This window comes from Rhizobium sp. N324, from assembly GCF_001664485.1.
In the GTDB taxonomy this organism is placed as follows: Bacteria; Pseudomonadota; Alphaproteobacteria; order Rhizobiales; family Rhizobiaceae; genus Rhizobium.
The window spans coordinates 4,120,492-4,132,825 of record NZ_CP013630.1 but is presented as its reverse complement, the minus strand read 5'-3'; the positions used below and the strand labels follow the sequence as shown (position 1 = coordinate 4,132,825).

At 63.0% G+C, this 12,334-nt stretch carries 10 protein-coding genes; 9 read left to right on the top strand and 1 reads right to left on the bottom strand.

The window, feature by feature from the left end:
- Positions 1-14 precede the first annotated feature (14 nt).
- From araH to AMK05_RS19855, 8 genes are all read left to right on the top strand, one after another.
- Positions 15-965 carry an L-arabinose ABC transporter permease AraH gene (gene araH / locus AMK05_RS19890; RefSeq protein WP_064840810.1) on the top strand — a complete coding sequence of 317 codons (951 nt, stop codon included), beginning with the start codon at positions 15-17 and terminating at the stop codon, positions 963-965.
- Positions 962-1,852, top strand: coding sequence for an aldose 1-epimerase (locus tag AMK05_RS19885; protein WP_064840809.1), 891 nt, complete (start codon positions 962-964; stop codon positions 1,850-1,852). Before araH ends, AMK05_RS19885 begins: the two co-directional genes overlap by 4 nt.
- Positions 1,853-2,632 (top strand): SDR family oxidoreductase, encoded by a 780-nt coding sequence (locus tag AMK05_RS19880; RefSeq protein ID WP_064840808.1) that lies wholly within the window; start codon positions 1,853-1,855, stop codon positions 2,630-2,632.
- A gap of 210 nt (positions 2,633-2,842) precedes the next feature.
- The gene (locus AMK05_RS19875) at positions 2,843-3,274 is read left to right on the top strand and encodes an OsmC family protein (protein WP_064840807.1); all 432 of its coding nucleotides are present in this window, start codon (positions 2,843-2,845) and stop codon (positions 3,272-3,274) included.
- A gap of 214 nt (positions 3,275-3,488) precedes the next feature.
- On the top strand, positions 3,489-4,097 hold the full coding sequence (locus tag AMK05_RS19870; protein WP_064840806.1) for a TetR family transcriptional regulator: 609 nt from the start codon (positions 3,489-3,491) through the stop codon (positions 4,095-4,097).
- Positions 4,098-4,147: 50 nt separating this feature from the next.
- Positions 4,148-5,287: an efflux RND transporter periplasmic adaptor subunit gene (locus AMK05_RS19865; RefSeq protein ID WP_064840805.1), complete on the top strand. Its 1,140-nt coding sequence runs from the start codon at positions 4,148-4,150 to the stop codon at positions 5,285-5,287.
- 25 nt (positions 5,288-5,312) lie between these two features.
- Positions 5,313-8,459 (top strand): efflux RND transporter permease subunit, encoded by a 3,147-nt coding sequence (locus AMK05_RS19860; protein ID WP_064840804.1) that lies wholly within the window; start codon positions 5,313-5,315, stop codon positions 8,457-8,459.
- Between the two features lie 174 nt (positions 8,460-8,633).
- Positions 8,634-10,544 carry a beta-N-acetylhexosaminidase gene (locus AMK05_RS19855; protein WP_064840803.1) on the top strand — a complete coding sequence of 637 codons (1,911 nt, stop codon included), beginning with the start codon at positions 8,634-8,636 and terminating at the stop codon, positions 10,542-10,544.
- Here the strand turns inward: AMK05_RS19855 and AMK05_RS19850 are convergent.
- Positions 10,541-11,458 carry an ROK family protein gene (locus AMK05_RS19850; RefSeq protein ID WP_064840802.1) on the bottom strand — a complete coding sequence of 306 codons (918 nt, stop codon included), beginning with the start codon at positions 11,456-11,458 and terminating at the stop codon, positions 10,541-10,543. The genes AMK05_RS19855 and AMK05_RS19850 overlap by 4 nt on opposite strands.
- Before the next feature lie 262 nt (positions 11,459-11,720).
- Here AMK05_RS19850 and AMK05_RS19845 point away from each other — a divergent pair, with 262 nt between their 5' ends.
- The gene (locus tag AMK05_RS19845) at positions 11,721-12,299 is read left to right on the top strand and encodes an exopolysaccharide biosynthesis protein (protein WP_171899835.1); all 579 of its coding nucleotides are present in this window, start codon (positions 11,721-11,723) and stop codon (positions 12,297-12,299) included.
- Positions 12,300-12,334 lie beyond the last annotated feature (35 nt).

The following is a 12,334-nucleotide window of genomic DNA, read 5'->3' as shown; positions in this document are numbered from 1 at the left end:
CAGGAATACGGACGATGAATGCGTTGAAAAAAATCCTTCTCGGCGAACAGGGGCTGGTGGTGATCTTCGCTGCCGCCTTTGTGATCGTCTCGCTCTTCGTTCCGAACTTCCTGACCGAGCGAAACATGCTGGGGCTGCTGCAGTCGGTCGTCACCATCGGTATCGTCGCCTGCACGATGATGTTCTGCCTGGCGTCGCGCGATTTCGATCTTTCGGTCGGGTCGATCGTCGCCTTCTCCGGCATGATCGCCGTGATGGTCTCGAACGCTACGGGCTCCATTCCGCTGGGGTTGCTCGCGGCCCTGCTGTGCGGCGCCGTCGTCGGCTTCGTCAACGGCATCGTCATCGCCCGGTTCCGCATCAACGCGCTGATCACCACGCTGGCGACCATGCAGATCGTGCGCGGGCTGGCGCTGATCGCTTCGGATGGCCGCGCCGTCGGGATCAACGATCCTGCCTTCTATCAACTGGCCCTGTCGCGCTTCCTGACCGTGCCGATGCCGATCTGGATCATGCTGATGCTTTTCCTGCTGTTCGGTTTCGTGCTCAACCGCACCGTCTTCGGCAAGAACACGCTGGCGATCGGCGGCAATCCCGAGGCCTCGCGGCTTGCCGGCGTCAACGTCGTCAACATGCGCATCTGGATCTTTGCGTTGCAGGGCCTCGTCTGCGGCATTGCCGGCATCCTGCTTGCCTCGCGCATCACCTCCGGTCAGCCGAATGCGGCGACGGGACTTGAACTTTCGGTCATTTCGGCTTGCGTTCTCGGCGGCGTTTCGCTGGCCGGCGGACGGGCGGCCATGAGCGGCGTCATCGTCGGCGTGCTGATCATGGGCATTGCCGAAAATGTTATGAATCTCCTCAATATCCAGGCATTCTACCAGTATGTCGTGCGCGGGCTGATCCTGCTGATCGCGGTGCTGCTCGACAATTTGAGATCTTCGGCTGCCGGACGACGTGGATGAACCAAGAACGAGCCGTGAGCGACATCGAGCTGAGGCACGGCGCTCTCGCCGTCCGGGTCAGCCCCCGGGGTGCCGCGGTCACCGCCGCGACGTTTCGAGGCATCCCCTTTCTCGTGGCGGCCGGCGGGCCCGACGGAGCGATGGCGAATTTTGCGATGGTGCCGTTCGGCAACCGCGTCGAAGGCAACACCATGTCCTATGCCGGACGCGACTATGCCTTCCAGCCGAATACCGCAGATCCGCTCTATCGGCACGGCGACGGCTGGCTCAGCCTCTGGCAGCTTGAAGACTCCGGTTCAGAACACGCGCAGTTTTCCTTTTCCCGCAGCGCCGACAAGGTTTCACCCTATGCCTATCTGACCCGGCAGGAGATCCGTCTCGCCGGCGATGTGCTGGTGCTGACGCTGTCCGTGGAAAACCGCGGCGAGGCGGCGCTCCCCTTCGGGCTCGGGCAACATCCCTTCTTCGCACGGACGCCACAGACGAGACTGACGATTGCGGCCGATCGTTATTGGAGTGAGCGGCCGGACCATCTGCCCGACATGGCCGGACCTGTGCCCGACGATTTCGATTTCAGATCGGAAAAGCTGTTGCCGCAGAGATGGATGAACAATGCCTTCGAGGGCTGGAACGGGCGGGCCGCCATCGCTTGGCCGGAGCTTGGCATGCAGGCGGCGCTGGAAGCCGACGGCGCGCTTGAGCGCTTCATGCTCTATATGCCGCTTGATCGGAGCGACTTCTTCTGCCTCGAGCCGATGAGCCACCTGCCGAACGGCCACCACCTGCCTGACTTCGGCGGGCTCGCGCGGCTTGCGCCCGGCGAAAGTCTCGCCGGTACGGTGAGGATCGTGATGTCGGGGCTGCCGGCTCAAACGGAGGGGAGATAGATGGGCAGCCGCCTGCAGGGCAAGCACATCCTGATAACAGGTGCCGCGCAGGGTATCGGTCTTGCGATGGCGAAGGCCTTTCTGAGGGAGGATGCCGCCGTCTTTCTCGTCGACCGCGACGCCGCACTGCTGGCGAAGTCGGCCAAAGAGCTCAAAGGCATCGGTGGGCGGCTTGGTTATTTGCCGGCCGACATTACCGATGCCGGAACGATCACGACGTTGGTCGCGCAGGCGAATGAAGAGATCGGGCAGTTGAACGCGCTCGTCAACAATGCCGGCGTCAACGTCTTTTCCGAACCGCTCGAGACGACGGACGAGGTGTGGAACCGCTGCTTCGACATCAATCTCAAGGGTGCGTGGAACTGCTGCAAGGCGGTGCTGCCTGGGCTGATCGAACAGGGCGGCGGGGTCATCCTCAACATCGCTTCGACACATGCCTTCACCGTCATCCCGCACACATTTCCCTATCCGCTGGCAAAACATGCGCTGCTGGGGATGACGAAATCCCTGGGTCTCGAATATGCCGCCCGCAATATCCGGGTGAATGCGCTGGCGCCGGGCTATGTCTCGACGCAGAAGGTCATCGACTACTGGAACGGCTTCCCCGATCCGGAAGACGCCAAAGCCGAGACGATGAGGCTGCATCCCGGCGGGCGCATCGCCACACCTGAGGAGATCGCCATGGCGGCCGTGTTCATGATCTCCGACGAGTGCCCGTTCATGAATGCCACCTGCCTGACGATCGACGGCGGCCTCAGCGTCTTGCAGCATCCCGCCTGAAAGCGCTTCGATTCCCGCCGATTTTTACAGGCCTGTCGTCTTCTCGGGATAGAGCATTATATTGTCCATCGGGAAGGCTCTCAGATCTCCCGCAGGCATGGAGCGGCGCCCTGCCGCTTCCTGGAAACAGTTGGAGCATGGTGTTGTCCGAAAACCGCGCACACTTTTCGGCATCATGCTCTGAAAGCACAATCGAAACAGGAGGACGGCATGCAGATCAATCGCACGGCTTCGGCCCATTGGACCGGTGGCCTCAAAGACGGCAAAGGCCTGATCTCGACGCAGAGCGGCGCCCTGAAGGACTATCCCTACGGCTTTGCCAGCCGCTTCGAAGGCATTCCCGGCACCAACCCGGAAGAACTGATCGGCGCTGCCCATGCCGGCTGCTTCACCATGGCGCTGTCCTTGATTCTCGGTGAGGCCGGCTTTACCGCCGAGCATATGGAAACCTCGGCCAAAGTGACGCTCGAAAGCGTCGAGGTCGGCTTTGCCATCACGGCCATCCATCTTTCGCTCACTGGCCGTATTCCCGGCGCTGACGAAGCAACCTTCACCGAACTCGCCAACAAGGCCAAGGCCGGCTGCCCGATTTCCAAGGCGCTTGCCGCCGTTCCGATTACGCTCGACGTCAAGCTCGGCTGATTCCCGCGCTGCGCCGACGATGTGCCGCGTGCTTCCGAGACGCGGCACTTTCAATTTTACCGGGTGTTCATCATCTCCATATAAATCCTGGTTGTCTATCGGCGCGATCGGTTGACGGCGCCCGTTGTCCCGTTCGAGTATTGACAAATGACACCTGATATTTTACGACTGACGAAATTCAAAATTCGTCAGTCGTAATTCGGGCATCGAAACTATGGACGACATCGCGGAAAATACACTCGACGTCACCCGGCAGGAGAATGTCACCCGCATTCTCGATGCCGCCGAGCGGCTGTTTCGCCACTATGGCTACAGCAAGACGACCGTGGCCGACATTGCCCGCGATCTCGGCATGTCGCCGGCCAATATCTATCGGTTCTTTGCCTCCAAGGTGGAAATCCACCAGGCGCTCTGCGGGCGCATGCTCGCCACCGCCTACCAAATCGCCTACGACATCCGCCATCAGCCGATCAGCGCCACTGAGCGGCTGCGTCGCTATGTCGAGACCCAGCATCAGTTGACGCTCGATCTGATGCTCGACGAGATGAAGGTGCATGAGATGATCATCGTCGCGATCGAGCGCGACTGGCATGTCATCGAAAAACATATCGACCGCGTCCATGATTTGATCGCCGAAATCATTGCCGAAGGGATCGCTGCCGGCGAATTCGCCGAGCAGGACCCGGTCGTCGCGTCACGTTGCTTCGGCGCGGCGACGATCAATCTCTGCCATCCGCAAATGGTGGCGCAATGTCTTGCCAAAACCAACCGCGCGAGCGTCGACGAACTGATCGACTACGTGATCAGGGCGCTGAAGAAATAATGGACGGCAGCCGCCGCCGAGACCCCCCAAACGATCCAGGAGTGCGGAAGATGTTTTCGCTCAAGACCCTCAGCCATCGCATGCCGTCCGCCCTGAGCCTCGCGCTCGTCGGCGCCATCGGCATTGGCCTTTCCGCCTGCTCGGAAGAAAAAGCTGAGGTCAAGGAGGTTATCCGGCCGGTAAAGGTCGTCGAGATCGCCAAGGCCGGCGACACCCGCAAGCTCGACTATTCGGGTTCAGTCAAGGCACGCACGGAGATGAATCTCGGGTTTCGGGTCGCCGGCAAGATCACCGAGCGCCTCGTCGATATCGGCGACCGGGTGACGCCGGGCGACGTTCTTGCCCGTGTCGACGCCACCGATTACCAGCTGGCGGTCAAAACGGCGGAAGCCAATCTTGCCGCGGCCGAAAGAAGCGTCGAGACCGCCGATCTCGCCAATCGACGCGCCGAGCAGCTTTTCGACAAGAGCGTCGCTCCGAAGTCGCAACTCGAACAGGCGGCGCTGAGCCACGACCAGGCGATTTCGCAGCGCGATGCAGCCCTGTCGGCGCTGGATCAGGCGAAGAACCAGGTGAGCTATACCGAACTCAAGGCCGGCCAGAACGGCATCGTCACGTCAATCAATGCCGATACCGGTCAGGTCGTCGGTTCCGGTGCCGCCGTCGTCACCGTTGCCGTCGACGGCGAGAAGGAAGTGCAGATCGCGGTTCCGGAAAACGACATTGCCGAATTCAAGCCGGGCAAAACCGTCAGGACAAGCTTCTGGGCCGACAATAAGCTGCTGCTCGACGGCAAGGTGCGGGAGGTTTCCGGCAGCGCCGACCAGCAGTCGCGCACCTTCGCGGTGCGGGTCAGCCTGCCGAACGATCCGCGCGTGTTGCTCGGCATGACGGCGACGATCGAGGCCGATGTCAGCAACGCCGCCAGCTACGTTTCGATCCCGCTCAGTGCGCTTGCTGAAAAGGATGGCAAGCAGATGGTCTGGACCGTCGACCGCGACACCGCGACCGTGCATGGCCGCGACATCAAGGTCGCCGATTTCACCGGCGACGGCGTGCATGTGACCGAGGGCCTCGATACCGGCGATCTCGTCGTTGCGGCCGGCACGCAGTTCATGAGCGAAAATCTGAAGGTGAAGGTGCCCAACCAGCAGTCGGCGCTCGCCGATACGGACCAGACCGTCCGCTGATTGCGTCGCAAAAGGGAAGAAAACCATGGACGCCAACACCACCGAAAAGCGGCCCTTCAACCTGTCGCGCTGGGCGATCGGCCATCCGAGCATCGCCCGCTTCCTCTTCGGGCTGATCATCATCACCGGCGTGCTCGGCCTGATGCGCATGGGTCAGCGCGAGGACCCCGAATTCACCTTCCGCGTCATGGTCGTCCAGGCGGTCTGGCCCGGCGCTTCCATCCAGGAAATGGAAGACCAGGTCGTCAACAAGATCGAGCGCAAGCTGCAGGAAACGCCGCATATCGACTGGGTCAAATCCTATACCCGGGCGGGCAGCGCGATCATCACCCTGCAGGTCAAGGGCGACACGAATTCGAAAGACGTGGCGGATGCCTTCTACCAGGTGCGCAAGAAGGTCGGCGACATCTCCAGCGAGCTGCCGCAGGGCCTGCTCGGCCCCTATTTCAACGACGAATTCGGCGATACCTTCATCACGCTGCATTCGATCAGCGGCGAGGGCTATTCCTATCCGGAGCTGAAGAAATTCGCGATCCAGGCGCGCGATATGCTGCTGACGACACCGGGTGTCGAGAAGGCTGTCATCATCGGCGACCAGCCTGAGAAGATCTACATCGACGTCTCGTCCAAGGCGCTCGCCGAGCGCGGCCTGACGATCCTAGATCTTCAGAACGCCATCAAGGGCCAGAACAATGTCGATCCGGCCGGCTCCGTCGATACCGGCCTGCGTTCGGTGCGCATCTCCGTCGAAGGCGACGTGAAGAAGGCGGCCGATATCCGCGAGCTGCGCCTTCGCGCCGGCGGCCAGGTGACGCGCCTCGGCGATATCGCCACCGTCAGTTCCGGGCTCGAAGACCCCTATCAGCGCAAGTACCGTTTCAACGGCCATGACAGCGTCCAGGTCGGCGTCGTGATGGCCAAGGGCTTCAACGTCACCGATGTCGGCAAGGGCGTCGAGGCGACCTATCAGCGCTTCGAGGAGGCGCTGCCTTACGGCGTCGCCGTCGACCAGATCGCCAACCAGCCCGACGTTGTGACGGATGCGGTCAGCGAATTCATGCACGCGCTCGGCGAAGCCCTCGTCATCGTGCTCGTCGTCTCGTTCCTGTCGATCGGCTGGCGCTCGGGCCTCGTCATCGCCATCGCCATTCCGCTGGTGCTCGCCGCCACCTTCGCGCTGATGTATGAACTCGGCATCGACCTGCAGCGCATTTCGCTCGGCGCCCTGATCATCGCGCTCGGCCTGCTCGTCGACGACGCGATGATCGTTGTCGAGATGATGGAGCGAAAGCTGGAGGAGGGGCTGGTCAAGATCGAAGCGGCGAGCTTTGCCTATTCCTCGACCGCCTTCCCGATGCTGACCGGCACGCTGATCACCACGGCCGGCTTCATTCCGGTCGGTTTTGCCGCATCGACGGCCGGCGAATATGTGCGTTCGCTGTTTTATGTCGTCGGCATTGCGCTCGTCACCTCATGGTTCGTCGCGGTCTATTTCACGCCATGGCTCGGCTACATGATCCTCAAGCAGCGCCATCACGCCGGCGAGCATCACGACGCCTTCGACACCGGCTTCTATCGGCGTCTGCGCGGCACGGTCGGCTGGGCGGTTCGCCATCGGGTCATCGTGCTGCTCTTGACGCTCGGCACCTTCGTCACCAGCCTCTGGGCCTTCCAGTTCATTCCGCAGAATTTCTTCCCGCAATCGTCGCGGCCGGAAATCCTCGTCGATCTCTGGCTGCCCGAGGGCACCAGCATCAAGGAGGTTGAGGTCCAGGCGAAGGCGCTCGAAGCCAAGATGATGGATGATCCTGACAAGAAGTTCATCGCCACCTATATCGGCGAAGGCGCACCGCGCTTCTTCCTGCCGCTCGACCAGCAGCTGCGCAACCCGAACTTCGCTCAGCTTCTCGTCATGGCCAATGACGAACCGGCGCGCGAACGGCTGATCGTCAAGCTGCGCACGATCCTTGCGGAAGATTTCCCCGAGATCCGCGGCAAGGTCGACCGCCTCTTCCTCGGCCCACCCACAGGCTGGCCGGTGCAGATGCGCGTCATGGGGCCGGACCGCCAGGAAGTACGGGCCATCGCCGATCAGGTGAAGGCGCGCTTTGCGGCCAACCCGATGCTCGGCGCCATCCACGACGACTGGCTGGAACAGGTGCCGGCGATGAAGCTGGTGATCGACCAGGACCGCGCTCGGGCGCTGGGCGTCACCTCGCAGCGTGTGCGCCAGATGCTGCAGACCGCCATGTCCGGGGCGGCGCTCGACGATTTCCGCGACGGCGAGGAGACGGTTTCGATCGTCGCCCGCGAGCCGGATGCCAGCCGCTCGCTGCTGTCGGCCGTCAACTCGGTCTATGTGCCGACGGATTTCGGTGGTTTCGTGCCGGTCTCGCAGGTCGCCAAGGTCATGCCTGTCATGGAGCAGGGCATCGAATGGCGGCGCGACAGGCTGCCGACCATCACCGTGCGGGCGACGCTGCCCGACGGCGTGCAGCCGAACGACGTGGTGATGAAGATGTATGCCGACATGAAGGACATGCGCGACAGCCTGCCGGCCGGCTATAATGTCGAGATCCAGGGCGGCGCCGAGGATGCGGCGGAAAGCCAGATGTCGATCGCCGCCAAGGCGCCGATCATGCTCGCCGTCATCATCGTGCTGCTGATGGTGCAGCTGCAGCATTTCGGCAAGGCGATGCTGGTGCTGGCGACCGGCCCGCTCGGCATCATCGGTGCTGCGGCCGCCTTGCTGATCAGCGGCGCGCCCTTCGGCTTCGTGGCGATCCTCGGCGTCATCGCGCTGCTCGGCATCATCATGCGCAACTCGATCATCCTGGTCGACCAGATCGACCAGGATATCAAGGCCGGCATGCACCGGCAGGAGGCGATCGTCGGTGCTGCCGTGCGGCGTTTCCGGCCGATCATGCTGACGGCGCTGACCGCCGTCCTGGCGCTGATCCCGATCTCGCGCGGCGTCTTCTGGGGTCCGCTCGCCTACGCGATGATGGGCGGCATCCTGGTTGCGACCGTATTGACCATCCTGGTTCTGCCCGCCGGCTACGCGCTGTTCTTCGGCCGGGAGCCGAAGGCAAAGGACGAGCCAGGCCGGAATGCCGACGCCATCCAGGAAGAGGCGGATGACAGACATCCGCCGGCGTTGGCAGCCGAGTGAGGACGGCGCGGCGAAAGCCGCGCCGTTTTCCCTTATAAGTCACTGACTCTCGCCAAAATGTGTCGCTGCCGGTTCCCATCACCGTCGGCTTTGCCCGGGTTTGCGCCGATTCCCTTGCCGTCTCAAAAAAGCTAAGCTGCAAAGCATGCCAGGAGACCAGCGGAGGGCGCGACCATGGCCGATTATCGTCTGGAAACAAGCTGGCGCCCGGTCGAAAACAGTTTCGGGCGCTTGACCTTCACGCTCTTCAATCTTTCCGCCGAGCCGCTGTCCGGCTTCTCGCTCGCCTACACGTCGGAGACGCGGGTTGCCGATAAGCATGTCTGCGACGGCGGCAGCCTCAAGCGGCAGGTCGCGCATCTCCATGAGTTCCTGCCGCCAGAGGGGCTGAGCGTGGCGCCTGGCGGGCGCTGGCGGTTCACGGTCGAGGGACTGACCCGAGAGCCGAAACATGTGACATCAGGCGTTAAATCTGCCTATCTGACGCTTGTCGACGGTCGGCACGTTCCGGTCGATTTCGGCGATCTGATGCTCGAAGGCCGGGATGGCGGTGTGGCGCCGCAGCTTCTGCCGCCGGGCCGGGCCGACGAACCCTATGCGCTGCTGCCCTGGCCGCTGGCGCTCGGGCTCAAGGCGGGCGATCTGCCGGTGGTTCTTTATCCGGCCGAGAAAACGCGGCCAGATGCGATCAAGACGCTTTCCCTGGTTCTTGGACTCTACCGGCGGCTTTATCCTGCCGATAACGCGCCGTTTTCGCTGAGTGCCGTCGAAGGCGGGCGGCGTATTCGTTTCTCTGCCGAATCGTCGATTGCTGCCTTCGCCTACGAGCTGCGTTTCACTGCGCATGAGGTCGTGCTGTCGAGCGCGGATGAAACGGGGCGGCAATATGGGCTGATCAGCCTGGCGCAGCTGCTGCATGGCGCCCGCGCCGATGGCGAGCGCTTCAAGTTCCCCAGTTTCGGCGCGATCGCCGACCAGCCGCGTTATGACTGGCGCGGTTGCCTTCTCGATGTATCCCGGCAGTTCTATCCGGTCGCCGACGTCCTGCGGCTGATCGATATCCTGGCCTGGAACAAGCTCAATATCTTTCATTGGCACCTGACCGACGACGAAGCCTGGCGGCTGGAGATCAAGGCCTATCCGGCGCTGACGGAGATCGGCGCGCGACGCGGGCCGGATGAGGTCCTCGTGCCGCAACTCGGTGACGGGGCGGAAACACGCGCCGGCCATTACACGCAGGATGATATCAGGCGGATCGTTGCGCATGCCGCCTCGCTCGGTGTCGAGGTCGTGCCGGAAATCGACATTCCCGGCCACAGCACCGCAGCCTTGCTCTCGCTGCCGGAGCTCGTCGACGGGCAGGAGGCGCCGGACAGCTATCGCGCGGTGCAGGGTTATCCCAACAATGCCCTCAATCCCGCGGTCGAATTCACCTATGAATTTCTCGGCAAGGTGTTCGACGAGATCGTGGCGCTGTTTCCGAGCGCGTATCTCCATATCGGCGGTGATGAGGTGGCGCAGGGCGCCTGGCTTTCTTCGCCGCTCTGTCAGGCGCTGATGAAGCGGGAGGAGCTTGCCGGCACCGCCGAGCTGCAGTCCTATTTCCTGAAACGCATCAAGACGATGCTGTCGGAGCGTGGCAGGAAGCTCGCCGGCTGGAACGAGGTCTCGCATGGCGGCGGCGTCGATCGCGACGGCACGCTGCTGATGGCGTGGGAAAAGTCCGATGTCGGCATCGAGCTGGCGCAGCAGGGTTACGACGTGGTGATGACGCCGGGGCAGGCCTATTATCTCGACATGGCGCAGTCCGAAGCCTGGGCCGAGCCCGGCGCGGCATGGGCAGGCCATTCGGCCCCGGAACATAGCTATGCTTACGAGGCCGAGGGCGAGCTGCCGCAGGCGCTGCGAGAGAAGATGCGCGGTATCCAGGCCTGCATCTGGACTGAAAACTTCATCTCACGCGCCTATTTCAACCGGCTGGTCTTTCCGCGTCTTCCGGCCGTTGCCGAAGCCGCATGGACGCCTCTGGAGCGCAAAGACTGGGATCGGTTCGCAGCGATCGTGCGGATGTGGCCGGTGCTTTAAGCCGCTGCCGCTTCAGCCTTCAGCCCCAGCAGCGCTGCGCCGATCAGACCTGGTTCGATGCGGCATTGGCTGCGCACCACCAGCGGCCGGTCGAATTTACGCAGGATGCGGGCGCGCACGGCGTGGTCGAGTTCGGCAAGCAACGGCTCGACATTGGATAGGCCGCCGCCGACCGGCACGATTGTCGCGCCGGTGATGTTGATCGTCAGCGCCAGCGGCGAGGCGACGAGATCGACATAGACGTCGATCGTCCGTTTTGCCTTCACATCGCCATCTTGCCATTGCGCGATGATCTCTTCGCTGGAAAGGTCGAGATCGTGCAGCGTCTTGTGCAGCCGTTCCAAGCCGCGGGCGCCGCCGACCGTATCGACGCAGCCTTTCTGGCCGCAGCCGCAGGCATAGGCGGGGATGGCGGCCGGCGGATTGCCGGCTGCCGACGCGATGATCGGGCCATGACCCCATTCGCCGGCAAAACCGCCGGCCTCGTTGACGAGGCGGCCATCGGCAATCAGGCCGCCGCCGACGCCGGTGCCGAGGATGGCGCCGAAAACGATGCGATGGCCAAGGCCGGCGCCAAGGCCGGCTTCTGCCATTGCAAAACAGTCGGCGTCGTTGGCGATCAGTGCCGGCAGACCGAGTTCGGCTTCGAGGTCGGCGGCCAACGCGCGGTCATGGATGCAGGGAATGTTGGCGCAGATCAGCCGCTGGGTATCAGGGTCGACGACGCCGGCGATGGAGAGCGCGATGCGGCTGGGTTTCTCGCCGGTTTCGGCGATGGTGGCGCGCAGGGTGTCGACGAAGGCGGCGAAATCGTCCTTCGGCGTCGGGCGCCGGCCGAGGGGAATGATGTCCGTCTCGGAGCGGGCGATGCCGCCCTTGATGGCGGAGCCGCCGATGTCGAATGAAATGATCATTGCCACCCTGCCGTTTCTCTGGTCTTTGCTGTCTGCTCGCACTGTTGGCGGGCAATTACAAGCCTTCATTCGCCGGCCTGCCATGCGGTTGCGGCCTCAATCGCCATTCGGTTCCGCAAGTCATTCAATTGGCATATTGCGCGGCCAAAATCCGTCTGCACTTCCATTACCCACTGGTATCATGACCATCGAAAACGCCGATTCCCCTAGACGCAGAAGACCTCGTCCGCCCCGTCCCAAAGGTCGCCGCCTCTCATCCATCCTGCGGCAACTGGCCGCCGACCGGAGCCGGGAGCGGATTTCGATCGGCGATCTGTTCCAGACGATGGGCGACAGGGCGATCAGCGCGCTGATGCTGATCTTCGCGCTGCCGAACGCGTTTCCGACACCGCCCGGGACCTCGGCCGTGCTCGGCGCGCCACTGGTCTTTTTGGCGGCGCAGCTGACCTTCGGGCTGAAGCCCTGGCTGCCGCGATTGATTGCCGACCGCTCGATGCGGCGGGAGGATTTCGAATCCATTGTCGGCCGCATCCACCGCTGGCTCGCCTGGGCGGAGCGGATGCTGAAGCCGAGGCTGGCGATCTTCGCCGAGCCGCCGGCGGAATATCTCGCCGGGGCCGCCTGCCTGCTGCTGTCGATCGTGCTGCTGCTGCCGGTCCCGCTCGGCAATATGCTGCCGGCGATCACGATCTCGGTCTTCGCTTTCGGCATATTGGGCCGCGACGGGCTCTTCGCGCTGATCGGCTTTATCATGACGGCCGTGTCGCTGGTTGTTGCCGGCGGCGTGATCTACGGTCTGGTGAAGACGGCGGTCTATCTTGTTGTGCAATGGTTCGCCTGAATGGGGTTCGCCTGAGTGGGTTTGCCAGCGCGACG